Origin of the sequence: Legionella cincinnatiensis (genome assembly GCF_900452415.1) — a bacterium.
Taxonomy (GTDB): Bacteria; Pseudomonadota; Gammaproteobacteria; order Legionellales; family Legionellaceae; genus Legionella; species Legionella cincinnatiensis.
The window spans coordinates 113,691-134,674 of sequence record NZ_UGNX01000001.1; the positions used below are offsets into that span (position 1 = coordinate 113,691).

Consider the following 20,984-nt stretch of genomic DNA (forward strand, 5'->3'; position numbering starts at 1 on the left):
CATGGATAGAATTGCACAATTTAATATCGGAGATTTAGTCATTCATAAGCACAGTCGCTATAGAGCGATCATTATCGATGTGGATCCGCTTTTTCAGGCTTCTGGGCGCTATAATCCGCAAGCTAAAAAACGTGAATTTGCTACTCGTAATCCCTGGTATCGTTTATTAGTGGATGACAGCAGTCAAATTACGTACGTGGAAGAATGCATGCTCATTGCGGACCAAAGCGCCCTGCCAATTAATAATCCAAACATTGGTTTTTATTTAAAAGAAAAAGAAGGCCATTATTGTAGTGCAAACTCCACCCATTAAATATTAAAGGAAGTGGTACTGTTATTTAGGAAAAGTAGAATCCCCTTCCCAATTTTATGTCTTAAACTAATGTGTGGAATAAAAAGGAGAATCATTATTATGGGCCGTTCGGACTGAGGAGGTATTTACGCTTTCAATGTCTGGGGTATGCTCTTGTTAAAGCTTCGCGACGATGCTGACGTATCTTCTCCGCACCACTGCAGGAATTTGTAGTTGTCCTCGCGAAAGTGGGATCCCAAGTTGGGGGGCACAATGCTTCTGTAGAAATGGATTTCCGCTTTCGCGAAAATGACGAAACTCTTAAGTTAATGGCAGTACTCCTTAGTCTGACCTAAGATATCCTCACAAAATTTAAACTAAAAAATGATTTTGAGCTATCTCCCCTTGGATCGTTTATGCTGAGGAAGCGCGAAGCCTTATACCAGGCCTTCGAGACGGGGCATTTTGCCCCTCCTCAGGCTGAACGGCCCTAAATAGGGACTGGAGACTCTTTTTTAATTGCATGGGAATGGAGCAGGTAGGATCAGGATCTAATAAAATCCTTATCTAACTCATCTTTGGTTAAGAATAACTTTTTGATTTAATAAGATATTCTTTCATTCAATTATTAAGAAAAACGGTAAAGTCAGTTCAAGTATCACTGAATGAGTTATATAGGATCAAACAGATATCAAGCGCTGTTAAACATACTAAAATAACGTGAGTTATGGATAAGGATATAATTATAACGATTCTCTATCACGCTCCGTTCGGGCTGAGGAAGCGCGTAGCGCTGTCTCGAAGCCTTAGCACGAATTTTCAAGATCTGTGTTAAGGCTTCGAGACGGCATACATGCCTCCTCAGCCCAAACGGGCCGAAATGGAGACTGGATCTAAATAGATTCTTTATCCGAAACTCACGTTAAAATAGGGAAACTCAATATAATTTATTGGGTAAGTTGGATTATTCATTAATCCAACTTACTTGCGAGTAAAAACCTAAAACATGCCATTATTATTGGCAGATTCCGCTGGAATATCTTGTATGACATCCCAATGCTCATAAATTTTGTTTTTCTCCAAACGAAAAACATCAATAATTGCTCTGCCTTGGGTATTAGGTTCTAAAACAGAATGGACATGCACAATCACAAAGTTTCCTTCCGCAAAAATTCTTTTTATTTCACTGTGTGAGTGGGGATAATTGATTTTTAGATAATTAATATAATTTTTTAAACCTTCCAGACCGTCTTGGGCCAGTGGGTTATGTTGAATATACCATTCACCTAAGTATTCTTGAGCGGCATCAAAATTTTTTTCATTAAGTGCTTTTTGATAGAAACGTGTTACGACTTGCTTATTTTCTTCTTGAAGAGAACCTGCAAATCCAAAATTCGACTGAATGAATAAACTACTTGCGATGAATGACAGTAATACCTTGTTCATGATTTCTCCTTTATTATCAATTAAATTGATTATAAATAGCTTTTATAATTTAAAAAGCGCATAATTTAGATGAGATTTATCTAATTTTTTGATGAGTACGAGTGAATCGATAAATGACAAAAATAACGCTTGAGCAATGTCGTGTTTTGCAGGCAGTTGTTGACGAAGGCAGTTTCGCGCGTGCAGCACTTACCTTGCACAAAAGCCAATCTAATATCAGTTATTCGCTCGCGAAACTTCAGGACATGCTAGGGGTACAATTATTTCAACTTGAAGGCCGCAAAGCTGTATTGACCGAGCATGGCGCGCAAATTCTAAAATTATCGCGGCAAATGACGCGAGCAGCAAAAAACTTAGAGAATGCAGCACTCCATTTAAAGTCGAATTATGAAAAATCATTGCGACTCGCTGTCGATGAAATTTTTCCAACTCAGGTATTAATGACCATCCTAAAACAATTTAGTGTTCAAAATACATCGACTAAACTTTTTATTAATCACGGCCTTTTATCGGGACCAAGCGAGCAGCTCATTAATGGCGAAGCTGATTTTGCTATTATTTCGAAAATTCCAGAGGGATATATTGGCAGTAAATTAATGGACATACATTTTATTCCTTATGCTCATCAAAACAGTCCTCTCCATCATAAATGCATTACGCTTGACGATTTGTATGATGAGCGCTATATCATTGCTCAAGATTCTGGACTTAATAAAAAACGAGATGAAGGCTGGTTAGGCTCAGAGTACAGCTGGAAAGTAAGCACGCTAGAGTTAAAAATTCAATGCGTGGTTCATGGAATCGGCTTTGCCTGGTTACCGCAACACATCGTTGAAGAGAGAAGCTTACCTATATATCCTCTTAGGATGACGGAAAATAATGTTAGAACCTACCCTATATACTTAGTACATCAATCACTACAAAACCTGGGACCATCTGGAACATTGTTAATGGAATTATTCACCCAGCATACGTTAATGACAAAAGAGAAAGCTTGGTTGTAGTATTCTGTCTCTTTGCACAATTTCTCCTTTATTCATTTTGTTAAGGTACTTGAGCTATGTTTTTGATTTGATTGGTCTTAATCGCGAAAAGTATTTAAGATACCGTGGTAAAAAAAATCATTCTTCACTGAAATATCTCCCGAAAAAGGGAAATCTATGCTAAAAGCAATCGCCAAATTGAACCCCAGGACCACTGCAAAAACGATAATAGGAATTAAATCAATAAACTTAGATTGGCCGCGGATAAAACCTAATATTAAGGTTAAAAAAATGGAGCCAAGAATGAGAGCCGCACTAAGCCGGCTAGGGATAACACTGTTTAATTGATTTACTCTATCTCGCCGCAGTTTATGGACCGTATTAAGATGATGCAGTGCCTGCGTATAATACAATTTCTCTAATTGAGCAGTTGGTGTAAAAGACTGCATGTTCTGATACAACTCTTTTAATGCTTTGGCAGCATTCGGACTTTCTTTACCCCGTTCCATACTTTTCCACTCATCCGTTCTTACGGCAACGGTATAATTACGGATGGCTTCTGAAAGTTTTATTTGGTTTTCTTGCGGAAACACGGCAATATTACGCATCATGACCGCTAATGAGTTCGCTTCTTGGGCGGCGTTATCCTGTGCTTTTAGTAAATAATTCCAGGCGGTGATAATAATAAACGCTAATAATACCGAAAATCCACCGCTTAGGATGGCAATGATTGAATTGGAACGTTCAAGGTGATCTTTGTCATTAGCTATAGAAAAAAAACGAGAAGAGACAAACGCAGCGCCTAGAGTAGTAAGAACAAGAAAACTGATACAGAGACACACTACCCACCAAAATGGAATAAGATCAATAAATTGTCGAAGCATTCCTCACCTGATCTGACGAACATTACTCGATAATTACCTTATCAGGAAGTTATTCCTGGAGCAATGCAGCTGCTAAAAAATATAAACTAGTAATTGATACGGATTTTGATATTTAAATCAGTCACTAACATGCATTTTTGTATAGTTGGCGACTATATAATAAGTGGCAATTGTGGATAAGGCACCGAAAAAACACCAAACAGAGCCGAAGGCCAAGGCATAAAAAACTGCTGCGACAATAAAACCTATAGTCGTTATCGCACCAATAATCCACATGCCCCTAATACTGGAAATAAAAAATGGAACAATGACCGCAATGAGATATGCTCCCGTTAAAACTAAATCAAGAGCATAGGAATAGAAAATATGTTTCATAGAAGAAACACTATAGGTTAAGGCAAACATGGGGTAATTAATATGGTGATCGCTAATAACGGCGGTATGTTTATGAGCTACTAATCGAAATAAAATTTTACTTGCTGCAATAATACCAGTGATAAAAACCATTAAGAGTAGTTTTTTACGCTTTTTATCCTCTTCTAAAAGATACAAACAACCGGATAACCAAAGTGGCCAAAAAGCACCTGCGAAAAATAAAAATCCATAAACCCCTATTTTGTTTAAAAGACTTATAGAATCACCCTGCATTAAAGTAATCCAAACTATGCCTTCTAAGGCTTGCTGGACTGCAAAAAATAAAGGGGTTAGTGCAAAAAGACATAAAGGATAAGTGCGTGCCTTGAGTAAAGAACAAATACCCACAGCAGAAATAATACCAGCGGCAGTAAAACTGGCAGAAGCTGAAAAGCACATAATTTTCATCCTGAAAATATAAGATATGTAACTAATTTTATACCCCAAAAATGAGTGTCGCAAAAATAGTGACAATAATTGCTTGCCACTAAGTTCTCCTTCGTTGACTTAGTCGAGGTTAACAATCCGAATTATGTTTGGTAATTTCAAAAATTCCAGTAGCGACTGGCTTAAAAATACTTGCCTCTAGGGAGCATAGGAGGATAGCTTGGGATGAAAATCTTTTTGCAAGAGCTCGGGAGTAATATATTGGCTCATAGAATACTTACTTACTTCGCCTTCTTCATTTTTTGCTATTTCTTCCATTTTTCTAACCGTATTATAATAATGGGAATCAACTGAACCCGTGCCCTGGATGGTATGAAGAAGATTCGGTACATTTAATTCATGAGTCATTGGGTCATTATTCGTGGTATTAAAATAATAGAGATTTAATATCACATTTGCAGGTATTAAATTGGGATAGCCGCTGTAAAAACGGTTTAAAGGCACTAAGACTTGCTTGAGTAGATCATCATATACGTTAAAATGAATCTTTGCTTGGGGGTGGCAGAGAGCAATACGATGCATTTGCGGGTATATGATGTTTATTTTATCTTCGGAAAAAGTAAAATCGGCATGATTTCCTTGCAAAAGCTCATCTACAACTTCCTCTGATACACGATTTTCTAATAAATTTAATTTTTTTGCGCGTGCCACCTCGTTGATGCAATTAATAGTAAAACCAGGCTTACGATTTGCTGTGATGTCTGCTAATAGGAGAGGATCAAACCATGCTCCCAATGATTTTGCTAATGCTTTTGCCACAGGAAATGCTAAGTTATTTTGATTGTAAATGCTATTAAGACAATCTAGCCTGATACTTTGCCTATTTGAACTACTTGTTACATAATCAACCGTATATCCGTTGTTTTCTTTTTGATGACTGAGATACTCAATCACGGGTTTATGCATTGTCCCAATTTCGCCAGGCTCCATGTGTTGCAATCCAAAACAACCATCATGATCAATTGCATTAACACGAACAAGTTCGCCAAAATTTTTTGTCATTGTCTTAAAGGAGCGCGTAAAAAATGAATTTCTAGGGAGAACGCTTCCTAATTTGTTGAGATATCTGAACATGTCTTAAAAGTTTAAATGCATCATTCTTTAATACTACAGCAACCCGATAATGCAATATACACTTTGAGTTTAAAAAGGGTGAAGAAGAGGTTTAATCGGGGTTGGGATGTTTTGGACTATGATTTGTACTGGAGCATACAACTATGATTGCTGATATTTTGCGAATAAACCTGTTTTTTACTCTGCCTGCAACCGTCATTTTCAGATTTTGATAATAATTTAAAAAAAGTATGGGGGGAGGATAACGATGTTTGTGGAATGATTTCATTATTTTTTAGAATGGCTCTATGACGACTCGTTTTATGATGATTTGATTTTGATAAGCACACTCCATTAAATAAATGCTCGTTTCCAACAAAAGTAGTGATTTTTTTATAATGTAAAAGAGGATCTTTTTCATTAAAAGAATATTTATGTTCATGAGAGGTGCCAATAAACTGATTGTTCTTTACAAGAATATAAACTGGAGAAAAAGTCATCGTTAAAGGGCCTCTTTCCTGGGTATGAATATTAGGAGAAACGACTTGATGAATTTGATAGGCAAGAGTAGCTGTTGTAAATGGGTTGTCTTCAGGTAAAGCGCTTTGAGGATAAACGGAGAGTGATCGTGACAAATCTTGTTTTCCCGTACTTTTTTCGTAGAACATGGCATTGTTTAGCTTGGCGCTATTTAATGAGATACTATGGCAAGTGAACATATTGAGATGCCCAATACAGAGATATTTATTTAATAATTTGCCTAGTTCCCGGCCAGCGGTTTCAAGTGTCCAATCTAAGAATTCTTTCTTTTTATTAATATTGTTATGACCAAAAATCACCAGCGTTATTGTTTGATTTTCATTGTGATGGTGATTTAAAACCTGCTCCAAAGCATTTTTTTTAGTGACAATGCAGCATTGATTAGGATGCTTTTGAATATATAAAGAGATGCTTTCAATACCTTCTTTTGAGGTTAAGTCTTTATTGGTAATATAAATTACCTGGGATGCATTTTGTGGTTCTACAGTATTAGGATAAGCAAGAGGATGGTTTTGACACAGCAAATTGAAAAATTCCTGAGTGTTGTTGCCACCAATGACTGCGTGGTATACCGAGGCTTTTTTACTCAGTAAAAATGGTTTTCTCTCATAAATAGTTCTTATTATTTCTTTTTTATGGGTATCATTTAATCCATCCCATAATTTATTAATAAAAACAGTATGCCTCTTTTTTTTGATTTGGACGTCACTAAAGAGTACTTGATTGACAATATTCATTATAATTTGGAAGCAAAATGCTGAGTTTTTCTTCTTAATTTCTTCATGAATATGGAGTCCATCGATGGTTTTATTTGCTTTAAATCGTATTTCCGGCTTTAACTCTTTCTCCTCTTCCTCGTTCTTTCTATAGGGAACTGGGGTGCAAATGTATAAACGAAACCCATCTTTTTTTGCGGTAGCCGCATTAATTAATTGGGTTTCTCCACCTCTTTGCTGAATATTATTGAGATCCATATCTGGAAAGAGCATTTGTTTTAACCTATATGAATGAGGAGTATTAAAGTTTAAGAAGTAAGTCGAAGCTCGGCAAAAATAAACGACCTTAAACTCGTTAGACCTCCATGCGAGCTCCGACTTATTTTCGTTTTTTCTAAGACCTATGATTTATGATATGTTCGCTCACAGGATCAGGTATGGATTCTTTTATTGATTGTTTAAAAAAACCATATACTAAAAGTAGCCCATGTTCTTGGGTTTTCATGTGATGGTCTTTTTCACCTAATGTCACTTTATAGTGGCTCTTTTTTTGCTCGTTTGCTTTAGAGAGACATATTCCTTGGAATAATTTGGGATCACCAATAAATACAGTGATTCTTTTATAATGCAGAAGAGGGTCTTCCTCATCAGAAAAGCTATGGGGGTAATAGGGTACTCCTTGGGAGGAGCCGATAAATCGTGATTCATTATTATGAATGTAACGAGGGGAAGCAGAAATAACGAGCGGGCCGCGCTCTTTTTCGTGTATTGCAGGAAAAACAATCTGGCAAATTTGATGAGCAATAGTACTCATTTCAAAAGGGTTGTTTTCAGGAAGCGAGCATTTAGGATAAATCGATAAGGAGCGTGATAAATCCTGACTGCCTGTACTTTTTTCAAAGCATATAGCATCGTGAAGCTTGGTCACATCTAATGAGCCACTGTAACACGTAAATAGGTTTAAATGCCCAATGCATGGATGGGCCTTAGCAATTTTGCCAAGCTCATCACCAACAGTTTCAAGTGTCCAATCCAGACATTTTTTCTTTTTATTAAAATTATTATCTGCAAAGACAGCTAAGGTAATGGTTTGATCACGGCCTTTATGGAGTTTGAGAACATTTTCTAAAGCGGATTTATTATGGACGATACAGCATTCGTGCGGATGTTTTTTACTATACAATGCGACGCTTTCTCTGCCATGTCTTAATAAGTACACCTTAGCATCAATAAAAATAATGCGTGATGCTTGTTCAGGAGGTACTGTAGACGGAGTTGAAATAGGATGATTATGACAAACAATATTAAAAAACTCTTTTGCGTTATTACCTTCTATGATGGTGTTATAGACACTTTCTCTACTTGATAGTAAAAGAGGTTTTTTCTCATAAATAGTCCTTATTACTTCGGTCTTATGCTCATAAGTTAATCCATTCCATAATTTATTAATGAGTACCTTATGCTTGTGTTGTGCCAGTTGGATATCTTCGAGAATGATTTTGTTGATGATATTCATGATCATTTGGAAACAAATGGGTGAGTTTTTCTCTTTGAGCGCGTACCCGATACTCTTTCCATTTAATTTTTTATTTGCCCTAAATCTTATTTCGGGTGCTAAAATTTGCGCTATTTTTCCATCTTCATGATATTGAATAGGGGAGCAAATGTATAAACGAAATCCATCTTTTTTATGGGTAGCCGAATTAATTACATTCAATGAGCCCATATGTTGTTTTTGGGGGTTATCCTGGGTCTTATCATACATTCTCAATGTTCCTCTTTTTTATTTGAGCGCTAGGATAGAAAGTAAATGATTTTATTTTGTTCAAGTCAAGTAGAAATTTAATATAGTGGTTTAATATTAATTCATTGTATAAAAAGCCATCAAAAAGGGCATATTTTTTTATGGAAGTTTAAGAAGGAAAGTTTGATGATGCACAAACTAAGCTAAGCCATACAGTCATTAATTGTGAAGGCTGATTGTTGTGCGTATCAGGTTCAATTCAGATTTTGCTGTTGGGCTGAGTTTAGAGTGCAAAATAAACAGATAAAATGATTCCTATTTCGTAGAGCAAACAAAGAGGCAATGCCAGCATAATTTGAGAAAAAACATCAGGTGGAGTAAGCAACATACCTATTATAAAAGCGCCTACAATCACATAAGGCCTGATGTTTTTTAAGGTAATTATGTCAATGATATTTAAGCGTACGAGCACAAAACACACTAAAGGTACTTGAAAGCAAAATCCAAAGGTCATCAGCATTCTAGTGATGAAATCCAATGCATAGCCCATATCCGGCATGTAACGTACTCCTTGGGGTAAGGAATGAGCAAAAAAATGAAACATGAATGGCAAAACTAAGTAAAAACAAAACAAAACCCCAACTAGAAAAAGAATGAGACTCAATATGAGTGCGATACGTAAAATAGTTTGTTCTTTTTTATAAAGCCCTGGGCTAATGAAACGCCAGAATTGGAATAAGGCAAAAGGAGCGCTCAGTAACATTGCGGCATCAGCAGCAAGTTTTAATGGTGTAAACACGGGCGATGTTACCTGGGTGGCAATGATGCTTTCTTTAGTCGATAGCGTATCAAGTAACGGGCTAACCAAGGCTTGAAATAAATGATTGGCCAGGAAAAAGAAAATGAAAAACAAAGCAACAAACCAAATCAAGGTTTGTAGTCCTCGACGGCGCAGCTCTAATAGATGGTTTAACATGGGATATCGTTCCTATTTATAGGTAACACGCTCCTGTACAGAAATGTATTTGCCATAATCGTCAATCTAAGAGTAGGGGGTAAAACGATACTCAATTTGCCAGTAAATCGGCGCTTCATGAAAGCGGGAGACCCATTTTTATATGGGCATGGTACGAGAGCATGACTGGATTCCCGCTGTTGCGGGAATGATGGCATTTGTTTTCTACTCGCTTGACGGTTATGACCTATGCTCATTGAGACAAATTAGGAGTGCTAAACAGAAGTAAGTTCGGGGCTCTTCACGCCAATCTTCTCGGGTCTAATTTCTCTTAATCGATTAAACTGATCCACAAAAACTACGGTTGGAACCAGGTTCGCACAATCCTCTTCTAATACCTGCGTAAAAGAGGCGATGATTATTAGATCCCCAGGAGTGACTAAATGTGCGGCTGCACCATTAACACAAATTTCCGTTGAGCCGGGTTTGCCAGTGATCGCATAAGTTTCAAAACGAGTTCCTGCAGTAATGTTCCAGACATTAACTGCTTCATAAGGTAAAATATTTGCTGCTTTAAGAAGTTCTGGAGAAACAGTGATACTTCCTTCATAGTCCAAATCAGCTTCTGTAACGCAAGCCCGATGGATTTTTGATTTTAACATTTTTCTATAAGCCATAATGATTCCAGCCTTGTTCATAGTGGACGAATTTTACACCATATCTTGAAGCTTACGCTATACAAATTTAGCAACTAAATAGAGGTAAATCTCTATTTGTGAACCTTATTTATGATTACTCAGATTTTATCAGACTACTTTTTAAGATAGAGGCGCGATATAATTCTTTTTTACTCTTTGGAGATGAATTAAAGTGAGGCATAGTCCGCGTAAGCGGTTTGGACAGAATTTTCTACAGAGCCAACATATTATTAATCGTATTTTGCATGCGATAAATCCACAACCCCAAGATAATATGCTTGAGATCGGTCCGGGCTTAGGAGCGCTGACTCAGTCATTGCTGCGCCACCTAAATCATCTCACCGCTGTTGAAATTGATACTGATTTGCAAAAATATTTGACCGAATTATTGAGTGCACAAGGGAAATTGCATTTGATTTCTGCTGATGCATTAACACTTGATTACAATCAATTCGGCCCCAAATTACGAGTAGTGGGTAATTTACCCTATAATATTTCTACTCCATTGCTCATCCATTTATTGCAATTTACGGCTTACATAGAAGACATGCATTTTATGTTACAAAAAGAAGTCGTCGAGCGGATGGCAGCCCAACCAGGATGCAAGGCTTATGGACGATTAACCGTGATGTTGCAGTACCATTGTACGGTAGAACATTTATTTGATGTTCCTCCCGAGGCCTTTGATCCCAAACCTAAGGTAGATTCTGCGGTGGTTCGTCTTGTACCCCATTGCATTTCACCTTTTGAAGCGATTGATGTGGCGCGATTGGAGTATTTGGTGGCTCATGCGTTTGCGATGCGGCGTAAGACGCTGAATAATAACTTAAAAGGGTTAATAACTGCAGAGCAATTACATGCTTTGGGCATTGATGGAAGTAAAAGACCAGAACAAATTTCTGTTTCGGAATATGTTCAACTAGCGAAATTTATTTCCAATTAGTGTAAAATTAACTATTGAGGACTCATTTTTTAGGTCGGAGTTACTAAATTATTATGGAGATGGCTTTGTTTCAACGTCAACGTAAAGGTTCCTTGTCCTCGCAAGGCAAATCTTTGAAAGATTTAACACGCATGGTGAATGCCAATCTTTTTTTAGCAGAAGAAAGAAGACAAACATTACTCAAAAAGATGAGGGTTTTATCGGGCTTAGAAACGTCACGATATGATAGCTTATGTACTACTCTTGTCGATAATCTTGTTCATTATTGCCAAAATCTGCCTGAGACGACACACAGCTATTATTCTCAGCCAGGTGGGTTAGTCGATCATGCTTTAAATCGTACTGAAGCAGCACTTAGCTTATTTCAAGAATTTATGTTACTCGATCAACCTGATGCAATGTCCGAAGAACAAAAACTTTGGCAATATGCACTTTATTCCGCAGCTTTATTGCAAGGTATCGGTAAGTTATATGCGGATTATCGCATTGGGCTTTATGATACCAATGGCCAGTTTCTAAAAGAATGGAATCCATTGCTTGAGAATTTGACAAGCACTGGGGTTTATTATTTTTATGAATTTCAAAAAGAGTCAGAGGTGGAGCTACGTCGTCGACTTAATTTATTGATGGCTAGGACATTGATGCCCGTAAGTGGTTTTAACTGGATTGCTTCTAATCCCGACGTTCTAGCAGTTTGGTTGGCTTTATTAAATGAGGACGAGCGTTCTGCAGGTACTTTAGGTGCGATATTAATTCATGCCGAAGCAATCGCAATTCAACGTTATTTACTTGAATTTATGGGACGAACCGTTTCCGCTCAAGGTGGGGGTCGTTATCGAGCTGCTACATTTTCTGGTGGTCAGCCAGAATCGATATTGGAAAAAGAACAGGCAATAGGAATGGAATTCATCAAATGGATGATTAAATCTTTAGATGAAGGCCGCATTATGATTAATAAAGCACCTTTATTTATGGTGCCTGGTGGTATGTTGATGTGTCCTGAAATATATCAATTATTTGTGCGGGAACATCCTGAATATAAAAATTGGCAAGCTGCTAAAAATGGATTTTTATCCTTAGCACTCCACAGTCGTGCCGCTGATGGGGGGGTAACAAGCCGATTTGAAGCCAAAGGGAAAATGGAGTCAGGTACGGTCTTTTCTAAATATGCACTTGCTTTACCTGCCTCGGTCAAGGTCCAAAATATGAATACTGGTAAAGTTGAGACTATGTCGGCTACGGAATTGATTCATAAAGCTCAGTTCAACAGTCAATTTACCCAACAAAATAGTGGTTTAGTGACCTCATTGCAGAAATTAAATGCGACTGGAAAATGGCAAGCTGTGGAAAATGAAAATAATGCGCTAAGGCCAGGAGCAAAAAACGGTGCCTGATTATGCAATCGGTGATGTACAAGGCTGTTATGAGCCTTTGCAGAGGTTACTGGAGTTAATCGAATTTGATGAAAAAACGGACCGTTTATGGTTTGTTGGTGATCTTGTAAATCGTGGTCCTGAATCTTTGGCTGTTTTGCGCTTTGTTCGTTCCTTACCTCTTACGCCAAAAATCACCTTAGGGAATCACGACTTGCATTTATTAGCCTCATTATTTGCTGGAAGACCTTGGCGAGAGCATGATGATACCTTACAGGAGGTGATGTATGCGGCAGATAGAGAGGACTTAGGTCATTGGTTAAGAAAGCAATCTATTTTGCATTATTCATCAGAGCTCAACGTTGTGATGTGTCATGCAGGGATAGCTCCCTTATGGGATTTAACCCAAGCGATGCAACTGGCTAAAGAGCTTGAAGACGTTCTGGCTGGCGATCATTTTCGCGATTTTCTAGCCCATCTCTATGGTAATAAACCGGATTTATGGTCTGATGGCTTAACGGGTATAGATAGGCTACGAGCTATAACAAATTATTTTACGCGGATGCGTTTTTGTGATGCAAATGGCCGGTTAGAGTTAGGCTATAAGGGAACTATTGCGCAAGCGCCAGCAAATCTTTATCCTTGGTATGAAGTACCGAGTCGTAAAGAAATCAAGTGTGATATTGTGTTTGGGCATTGGGCGGCTTTAATGGGGAAATGTCCTAATCCTAAAATTCATGCCATAGATACTGGATGTCTCTGGGGAAGACAACTAACCGCATTACGTTTGCAGGACAGGCAGCGATTTGCAGTGTGGAACAAAAAATGATCTTAAAAAAAAGAGCCCTGCTTTTTTTGTTTATTTCTTTGTTTACGCGCCAGATCTGGTCCATCCCCGCTGGGGAAAATTCGTCAATAAAAGACGCTGAAGATCGCCTGCAAAAAGCAATAGAAAATCCTGAGTTTATGTTAAAACACTGGATAGAGTTACCTACATCGCCTGCTTCACGCAATAAAGCCATCCATCAGTTGAGTTTACGAGAGGCTATTTTATTGGCTTTACGCTATAACCCTAATATTCAAAATGCCGAACTTGATCGTATTGTCCAGCGCTACCAATTACGTTTAGCGTATAATGAGTTTGAGTTACAATACGCTATAGGGGCTTCAGGAGCAGTGCAGAAAAGTACTTATTCTGGTGTTGGTTCCAATACCAATCATACCCTTCTAGCCACCCCAGAATTTAATTTGAATACGAAGTTGGGTACCTCCGCAAAGCTAGGAATTGATAATAATCTGAATGGGAACAACAGCTACAATCCTGTATTGAGCTTTTCGTTAACACAGCCTTTATTGCGTGGTTTTGGTAAAGCCGTAAATGAAGCGGCACTTTTAAATGCTGAAGATACTGAATGGTTGAACAAATTAAATTTAAAGCAATCGGTAGCTGATCAAGTGACCCAGGTAATCATGGCTTATCGGATGCTGATTCTCAGTGGTAATAACTTACAAAATCAGCGTTTGCAATTAAAAGAAGCCCAAAAGTCTTATGATATCAATGAAAAGAAAATAAAAGCAGGACAATTAGAGCCCACAGGTAATATTCAACAATCTTATCAAATTGAATCGTTAAGTTTGATGGTTGAGCAGGCAGAAAATGATTTTCAAATCGCATCACAAGATTTATTGCAGACCATAGGACTTGATCCAGAAATGCATATCTCAGTACCTAGCGATGTAGTATTAACCAAACTTACTGTTCCTGATCTAAAGCAATCAATTGAATATGCGTTAAATAATAATACTCAATATTTAGCTTATAAAGTTGCCTTGCGTGCTGATGAGCGTGCTTATAAAGTTGCTAAAAATCAGCAATTATGGCAATTAGATTTAGGAGGGAACATACAAAGTGGCGTTGTGAATGATGTTACTGGGGTTAGCGGGGGTGTGCGCGGTATTTATGATGGTAATAATGTGACTGAAACAGCGCGTTTGACCTTAACTGTACCATTGCATGATCTCAAGCGACGGAATCAATTAATTAGTGCAAAAGTTCGTTTGGAAAAAGATCGCTTGGCACTGCTTGCTGCTAAAAGAGCATTGATTACCAATATCACCAACATCATCAACAATCTTAATAGCTTAGCGAAACGTTATCAGTTGGCACAAAAGCAAGTGAAATTGGCACAACAGTCTTATGCTTTGGAAAAGAAAAAGCAACAAGCGGGGATTTCCAGCGCATTGGATGTAAACAACACGCAAAATCAATTAATTCAAGCACAAGCAGGATTAATCAATGCAAAAATTGCTTATTTGAATCAAATATCAAATCTGCAAAAAATTCTTGGAACAACACTGGAGCATTGGCAAATTAAATTAAGGTATGGTGGATGAATAGGTATCTCAATCAATTAACGAGCATCATCATCTTCGTGATGTGCTTATTTTTGCTTTCATGTGGACAACATGAGAAACAGAAAAAGACAACAGCTGTTTTGCATGAATATAAAGTGCAGGAACGCCCTATCCATAAGTCATTGCATTTTACAGGCACAGTTCAGCCTTTACATGAAAGTACTTTAAGTAGTCCCATTGAGGCAGTGGTTGAAACAATGAGCTTTCATTATGGGCAAATAGTTAAAAAAGGAGATGTAATTGTTACCTTAAATTCAACGGAATTACAAAGACAGTTTAATGACACATTAACCGAGTACTTAAAGGCCAAAGACAGTTATACTATTGCTAAAGCCAAATTTGTAGGAACTCAGGATTTATGGGATTCAGGCTTACTGTCCAAAAATAATTATTTAAGTGAAAAATCAAACGTGGATACGGGCCGGGTTACCTTGATGCAGTCCACACGTAAACTGACAGAGATGTTGGAAAAATTAGATGAAAAGCGTTCACAAAATATATCATCATTAAGTTTGGCTGACTTCGATAGGCTAAAAAATATTTTGGCTTCAAATCATAATTTGATTCATTTAAAAGCACCTAATGATGGAGTATTGCTCTATCCTCCTAAAGCCGGAGAAGATAAGAGTGCGCGCGTCACTGTAGGCGCTTCAGTTAAGTCGGGGCAGGTGATTGGACTAATTGGTGATTTGTCGGGAATCAGTATTGAAATTGATGTTCCTGAAATTGATATTACCCAGGTGCAAGCAGGTATGGATGCAACCGTCAGTGGGGTTGCTTTTGGTAAATATCAATTACAAGGGAAGTTGGTTGCTGTGAATGCACAAGCGTCGAATAATAATGGACTTCCATTTTTCACAGCAGTGGTTGAAGTACGAAAATTAAGTGCAGAGCAACAAAAATGGATCAAAGTAGGCATGAGTGCCTCTATAGAGTTAAGTGTGGATCATGGGAAGCAGTTAGTGATACCTATTGCTGCGATCAAACGTGAAAAAGGACAAAGTATTGTTCAAGTGAAAAATGAATCAGGCTCTATTGAAAAACGTGTCATTTCAACAGGTGCAGCCCAAGCAGATTCAGTGCTTGTTGAAACAGGCTTAAAGTCCGGTGATGTGGTGGTTTATGAGTAATTGCTCTGAACTGTGTGAAAAAAGTATGGTGCAGGAAGCCAGCAAGAATAGAAACGGAAAAAAGCAGCCTTTAATGATGCTTACTGATATTGTAAAAACCTATCATCTTGAGGGAATTAGTTCCACAATTTTAAAAGAAGTATCAGTGAAAGTTTATGAAGGTGATCTTCTCGCTATTGTAGGTGCTTCTGGTTCAGGTAAGTCCACATTGATGAATATTATAGGATTATTAGATAAAGCAGATAGTGGTACTTATTTGTTAAACAATCATAATGTAGCCGCCTTAACGGATGATCAAACCGCAGTGTTACGGAATCAAAATATAGGATTTGTTTTTCAACAATTTAATTTACTACCGCGTTTTAGTGCTAAGCAAAATGTAGCGTTGCCTTTAATTTATCGTGGTGTTCCTGCGACTGAAATTGAAGAAAGAGTCCTTGCGGCTCTTGACTGTGTGGGAATGCACCAATATGCAAAGCACAGACCCACACAATTATCAGGAGGACAGCAACAACGTGTTGCTATAGCGCGTGCTTTAGTTACCGAACCCCAAGTAATTTTAGCAGATGAACCCACAGGTGCGCTTGACTCGCGAACAGGTAATGATGTGATGAATTTATTTTTATCCCTACATGCTCAAGGTCGAAGTATCATTATGATTACTCATGATGAGCAGATCGCTGCACTTTGCCAGCGAAAGATTACACTGGTGGATGGCGTGGTAGTAACGGAGACGGTGTAATGAAGTTTTCTGGGCATTGTCAACAAGCTGTAGTCAACTTGACCGCGGCTAAATTACGTTCATTTTTGGCCATTTTAGGCATTCTAGTCGGTACCGCTGCAGTTGTCGCTTTGATTAGTTGTGGTCAATTGGCGACAGAAAAAGCTTTAGCACAATTTAAAGCATTGGGAACGGATTTGCTCTCAGTTGCAGTTTATTCAAAGACTGTAGGTAAACAAGGTAGTCATGAATCAGTTTCTGTAGCGCAATGGGAGCAACTCGCTGAGCGGATCCCTTATATTATGGAGATGGCGCCTTATAGTACTGCATACCAGTCTATAAGTTATCAAGGAAAATCGATGCAAGGAGCAGTCATTGGGGGCAATGAACATTTGGCCAAAATTGTTAACATCAAGTTAGCTGCAGGTCATTTTGTTTCTTTTGTTGACTCTTATGAGCATTACTGTGTTATTGGGGCGAATTTGGCGCGGCAAATAAGAGAAATTAGTTTTGATGAGCCCATAGGTAGGCAATTACGGATAGGACAATCTTTATATACTATTATCGGAATCGCTGAGCCTTGGAAGGAAAATGGCTTTTTTAATGAAGACATCAATCAGGCGGTGATTGTGCCTTTGGCAGGTATAAACCTAATCAGCAAAGATGCCAAAATAAATAATGTGATTTTGAAGTTAAGGCCAGATAGCCCTATTGATGAAGTTATTGAAGAAATAAAACAAATTATTGGTTCCATTGCTCCTAAATTAAATGTGTTTACTCGCAGTCCCAAACAAATCATTGCCAGTATGGAAAGCCAAGGGCAGATTTTTACTTTATTACTTGCTGTAATCGGTGGCATCTCGCTTTTAGTAGGTGGAATTGGGGTGATGAATGTGATGTTGGTTTCCGTGAGTGAACGTAAAAAAGAAATTGGTATCCGTAAAGCGGTTGGTGCTAAAAATAGCGAAATTCAAGCGCTGTTTTTAGTGGAATCGGTCATGCTTTCTCTATTAGGAGGTGTGCTGGGTGTCTTTTTAGGATTAATTGTCACCCGTATTTTAGCCTATTTCAGTGGTTGGAATTTTTCAATTTATTTTCTTCCTCCTGTAGCAGGCTTTTTGGTATCTGCTGCAACAGGGATTTTCTTTGGTTTTTATCCGGCACGCCGAGCGGCAAAATTGGCCCCCGTAGTTTCTCTCCGCAGCGATTGAGCATAACATTTGCTTGAATGTGTAAGAGATAGTAAGTAACGTGCGTTATGGATGAGCGATTGAATCATTATTTTCGAGTCGTTCGGGCTGGGGAGGCATTTATGCCATCTCGAAGCCTTAGCACAGAACGTGAGCGTTCGCGCGAAGGCTTCGAGATAGCGCTCGCGCTTCCTCAGCTCGAACGGTTGGAAGTCAAATCATGTTCTTTTATATGAAATTCGTTAAGTGACAATCAAAATAAGTAACGTGAATTATGGATAAGCGATTGAATCATTATTTTCGCACCGTTCGGGCTGAGGAGGTATTTATGCCATCTCGAAGCCTTAGTCCCGAACTTGAACGCTCGCATGAAGGCTTCGAGACAGCGCTACGCACTTCCTCAGCCCGAACGGTTCGAAGTCAAATCATGTTCTTTTACACGAAACTTGTTAAGTGACAATCAAATTTCGTGTAGAACTTCCGAGGCTTGTCTGTGAGATCCACTTGAGCAGTTACAGTGAAGAATGATAAGTTGCCGTTTTTTCCTGCCCCTCATAGGGTTTTTGATATTCTGAGGTAAAAAAGAAAAGATTCCTATTTACTTCTTTTTTCAGGGAAGACGGTTTGGGTTGTTTGTGCAAGATGTATTCTTTGGTTGCTTGATGAGATTGCTCCCAAACGCAAGCAACATCTTCAAAGCCACCCAAGGCATAAGGTCCGACATAAAGTGTTTGGGCATGCATTTGTTTTTTATCCAATTCCAGCCGAAGCTCCCACGGCAGAGTGGACATATAATCCTTCCAAACTTTGGTTTCCAAAATATCTACATCTGTTACACCGGGTACTTGCATGAGTTCAGTTTTTAATTGCTGTATTTTTTCCGGAGTAAAGACAAAATCCGTACCTTCATTTTTTTGGCTGAGTTTTAAATTAATGTATGCAGTGCATAAACGTCCATCCTTAGGATTGACTCGATTGTCTCTGGTGGTAATTAAGGCTAAATGCTCTAATCCTTCTGGGGTAAGTCCTTTATATTCATAATAGTGATTTGCTGGATAGCCATGCAATTTGACCACTGCGACGGGGTATTGATACCAACTAAGATTATCGACACATTTTTGTTCCGTTTCTGTAAGTTCCATTCCTAATGTGGGCCAATGTAAAGGTGAAATCGCAAGAACTAGGGAGTTTGCACTGATGCTTTGCAAGCCATCATCTGATTCAAAAACAACAGTAATGCCTTCATCATTTCTAGTAATGGATTGAATGTGCGAGTTATAGCTAATATTAAAATCAGCCGCTATGGCTTTCATTAGCTCTTGGAAGCCATTTTGCACGCAGCGTAGGCCGTGCGTGCCAAAAAGCTTGGGAATGATCAGATCAGGTAGAGTCATGGTGCCGTAGTATTCAAGAACAGCGTAAGTAGGACACTCCTTCATAAGACCATAACCAAATGCAGGAACAAACATATAGGAAAACTCATTGACTTTTTCTAGCTTATGTTTTTTGGCAAAGTCTCTGAAAGGGATTTTATAATCTTCGGGCAGATCCTGATGTTTATCTCTTAAATGTTGATATCTTTTAGCATGTCCCGCAAAAACTAACATTTCATGAGCAAACTCTAATCCCCAAAAACCTTTCTTTAAAAGACCCATTTGACTTAAATTTTTATCAAAAGGAAGAGTACTTAGGTCCGATGGTAATACTTGTTCCCACGCTAATTGTTTTTCTTGCATCTTATCAATGACCTTACCATAATTGGGGGCGATTAAAGCAGCTCCCCATTCGGTTTTATTATTTTTATCTAAGGGGTCGGTAAAGGTATGACATTTACCTCCGGCGTGAGCCTCCTTTTCCAAAATGAATACTGATTTTCCATGCTTACTTAAAACATTAGCAGCGGATAAGCCGGAGGGACCTGCGCCTATGATAATGGTGTCTACCTTGTTTAATGTTTTCATGTGCTACTCCTTAAATATTTGCTAAAAAAGTTTAAGAAGGAGCTATTGCCATGTAAAATATAGAATTTTTATAGAGGCTATAAATAAAATTTATGGCCCCAGGTCATCTTGATGGAGCCTTTGGGATACGAGGCATAGCACTGAAACAAAAGGATTAATCGATGTTACCTTCTGCAAGTGATTTAATTTATTTCTACGAGGTTGCTAAAGAATCAAATTTTAGTAGAGCGGCTAAAAAGCTTCACATAAGTCAGCCTTCATTAAGTTTTTCCATAAAAAGACTCGAAGGATTACTCAATACCCACTTATTTATTCGTCATACCCAAGGCGTTACTTTAACGCGAGCAGGTAATAAATTATTCGAGAATTTTGAGAGTTTATTAACCCAGTGGAATTCATTAACTACAACGATCCAAGAAACGAATCAACACATTAAAGGAAAGGTAACCATAGGTTGTTATTCTACACTTTGTACTTATCTGTCGGAAATGAGTTCTGATTTACTGTTGCAATATCCAGAGCTAGAAATTCATTTCAAACATGGCCTATCTGCTGACATTATGCAAGGTATAATCGAAGGTACTGTAGATTTAGGTATTATGACGGATCCTCATCCGCATGCTAATATCATCATTCGTAAGATTGCTGAAACTGAGTTTTCTTTTTGGTCATCTTGCAAACAAGATAATGAGGTTGATTTATATTCTGATGAGTTGTTAATTTTAGCAGATTTAAAAATTCCCTTAATGCACACTCTGTTGAATGAATTACACAAATTACGCCAACATAAACCAGCACCGCGTATTTGTAATGTGGATCAAATTGAAGCATTAGCTGCGATGGCACTAAACCATCATGGCGCTGCTATTTTGCCACGCTGCTACGTTGAACTTCATTTTAAAGATCAATTAAAAAAGATTGCAGATGCGCCAACCTATGTTAAGCCTTTATGTTTGGTATACAGGCCAGATGTGAGGCAAATTGCTGCAGTGAAAGTTGTCTTAAAAGCAATAGATAATTTGCTGCAAGCAAATAAGTTAAAATCGACATCCACAGTGTCTTAGAAGTACCGTGGGTTT

General features: G+C 38.1%; 19 protein-coding genes. 10 read left to right on the forward strand and 9 right to left on the reverse strand.

Going from position 1 to position 20,984, the window contains the following annotated elements:
- Position 1 precedes the first annotated feature (1 nt).
- Positions 2-313 carry a heat shock protein HspQ gene (gene hspQ / locus DYH34_RS00515; RefSeq protein WP_058464338.1) on the forward strand — a complete coding sequence of 104 codons (312 nt, stop codon included), beginning with the start codon at positions 2-4 and terminating at the stop codon, positions 311-313.
- Positions 314-1,291: 978 nt separating this feature from the next.
- Here hspQ and DYH34_RS00520 read toward each other — a convergent pair.
- Positions 1,292-1,738 carry a nuclear transport factor 2 family protein gene (locus DYH34_RS00520; protein WP_058464148.1) on the reverse strand — a complete coding sequence of 149 codons (447 nt, stop codon included), beginning with the start codon at positions 1,736-1,738 and terminating at the stop codon, positions 1,292-1,294.
- Between the two features lie 113 nt (positions 1,739-1,851).
- Between DYH34_RS00520 and DYH34_RS00525 the strand changes: the two genes are divergently transcribed.
- The gene (locus tag DYH34_RS00525) at positions 1,852-2,742 is read left to right on the forward strand and encodes a LysR family transcriptional regulator (RefSeq protein ID WP_058464147.1); all 891 of its coding nucleotides are present in this window, start codon (positions 1,852-1,854) and stop codon (positions 2,740-2,742) included.
- 77 nt (positions 2,743-2,819) lie between these two features.
- On the opposite strand, the gene DYH34_RS00530 is transcribed toward DYH34_RS00525, so the two are convergent.
- The 7 genes from DYH34_RS00530 to panD all read right to left on the reverse strand — a co-directional run bounded on the left by DYH34_RS00530 (position 2,820) and on the right by panD (position 10,151).
- The gene (locus DYH34_RS00530; RefSeq protein WP_058464146.1) at positions 2,820-3,605 is read right to left on the reverse strand and encodes a bestrophin-like domain; all 786 of its coding nucleotides are present in this window, start codon (positions 3,603-3,605) and stop codon (positions 2,820-2,822) included.
- Positions 3,606-3,722: 117 nt separating this feature from the next.
- A complete protein-coding gene (locus DYH34_RS00535; RefSeq protein WP_058464145.1) occupies positions 3,723-4,418 on the reverse strand; it encodes a DUF6629 family protein in 696 nt (231 codons plus the stop codon).
- A 186-nt stretch (positions 4,419-4,604) separates the two neighbouring features.
- Positions 4,605-5,468, reverse strand: a complete 864-nt coding sequence (locus DYH34_RS00540; RefSeq protein ID WP_238589443.1) for a hypothetical protein — start codon at positions 5,466-5,468, stop codon at positions 4,605-4,607.
- Between the two features lie 188 nt (positions 5,469-5,656).
- The gene (locus DYH34_RS00545) at positions 5,657-7,048 is read right to left on the reverse strand and encodes a hypothetical protein (protein ID WP_058464143.1); all 1,392 of its coding nucleotides are present in this window, start codon (positions 7,046-7,048) and stop codon (positions 5,657-5,659) included.
- Between the two features lie 121 nt (positions 7,049-7,169).
- Complete coding sequence (locus DYH34_RS00550) at positions 7,170-8,540, reverse strand: hypothetical protein (protein WP_058464142.1); 1,371 nt, start codon at positions 8,538-8,540, stop codon at positions 7,170-7,172.
- A gap of 262 nt (positions 8,541-8,802) precedes the next feature.
- Positions 8,803-9,495 carry a twin-arginine translocase subunit TatC gene (tatC, locus tag DYH34_RS00555; RefSeq protein ID WP_058464141.1) on the reverse strand — a complete coding sequence of 231 codons (693 nt, stop codon included), beginning with the start codon at positions 9,493-9,495 and terminating at the stop codon, positions 8,803-8,805.
- Positions 9,496-9,749: 254 nt separating this feature from the next.
- Positions 9,750-10,151 (reverse strand): aspartate 1-decarboxylase, encoded by a 402-nt coding sequence (gene panD, locus DYH34_RS00560; protein WP_058464140.1) that lies wholly within the window; start codon positions 10,149-10,151, stop codon positions 9,750-9,752.
- Positions 10,152-10,344: 193 nt separating this feature from the next.
- Here panD and rsmA point away from each other — a divergent pair, with 193 nt between their 5' ends.
- From rsmA to DYH34_RS00595, 7 genes are all read left to right on the forward strand, one after another.
- A complete protein-coding gene (gene rsmA, locus DYH34_RS00565; RefSeq protein ID WP_058464139.1) occupies positions 10,345-11,115 on the forward strand; it encodes a 16S rRNA (adenine(1518)-N(6)/adenine(1519)-N(6))-dimethyltransferase RsmA in 771 nt (256 codons plus the stop codon).
- 53 nt (positions 11,116-11,168) lie between these two features.
- Complete coding sequence (locus tag DYH34_RS00570) at positions 11,169-12,509, forward strand: conjugal transfer nickase/helicase domain-containing protein (protein WP_058464138.1); 1,341 nt, start codon at positions 11,169-11,171, stop codon at positions 12,507-12,509.
- A complete protein-coding gene (locus DYH34_RS00575; protein ID WP_058464137.1) occupies positions 12,502-13,317 on the forward strand; it encodes a symmetrical bis(5'-nucleosyl)-tetraphosphatase in 816 nt (271 codons plus the stop codon). The genes DYH34_RS00570 and DYH34_RS00575 overlap by 8 nt, the downstream gene beginning before the upstream one ends.
- Positions 13,314-14,882, forward strand: a complete 1,569-nt coding sequence (locus DYH34_RS00580) for a TolC family protein (protein WP_115342537.1) — start codon at positions 13,314-13,316, stop codon at positions 14,880-14,882. Before DYH34_RS00575 ends, DYH34_RS00580 begins: the two co-directional genes overlap by 4 nt.
- Positions 14,879-16,033: an efflux RND transporter periplasmic adaptor subunit gene (locus DYH34_RS00585; protein ID WP_058464136.1), complete on the forward strand. Its 1,155-nt coding sequence runs from the start codon at positions 14,879-14,881 to the stop codon at positions 16,031-16,033. Before DYH34_RS00580 ends, DYH34_RS00585 begins: the two co-directional genes overlap by 4 nt.
- 73 nt (positions 16,034-16,106) lie before the next feature.
- A complete protein-coding gene (locus DYH34_RS00590; RefSeq protein WP_058464336.1) occupies positions 16,107-16,775 on the forward strand; it encodes an ABC transporter ATP-binding protein in 669 nt (222 codons plus the stop codon).
- Positions 16,775-17,965 (forward strand): ABC transporter permease, encoded by a 1,191-nt coding sequence (locus tag DYH34_RS00595; protein WP_058464135.1) that lies wholly within the window; start codon positions 16,775-16,777, stop codon positions 17,963-17,965. The genes DYH34_RS00590 and DYH34_RS00595 overlap by 1 nt, the downstream gene beginning before the upstream one ends.
- Before the next feature lie 491 nt (positions 17,966-18,456).
- Here DYH34_RS00595 and DYH34_RS00600 read toward each other — a convergent pair whose 3' ends face one another.
- Positions 18,457-19,905 (reverse strand): FAD-dependent oxidoreductase, encoded by a 1,449-nt coding sequence (locus DYH34_RS00600; protein ID WP_058464134.1) that lies wholly within the window; start codon positions 19,903-19,905, stop codon positions 18,457-18,459.
- A gap of 161 nt (positions 19,906-20,066) precedes the next feature.
- Between DYH34_RS00600 and DYH34_RS00605 the strand changes: the two genes are divergently transcribed.
- Positions 20,067-20,969 carry a LysR family transcriptional regulator gene (locus DYH34_RS00605; RefSeq protein ID WP_058464133.1) on the forward strand — a complete coding sequence of 301 codons (903 nt, stop codon included), beginning with the start codon at positions 20,067-20,069 and terminating at the stop codon, positions 20,967-20,969.
- Positions 20,970-20,984: the final 15 nt, after the last annotated feature.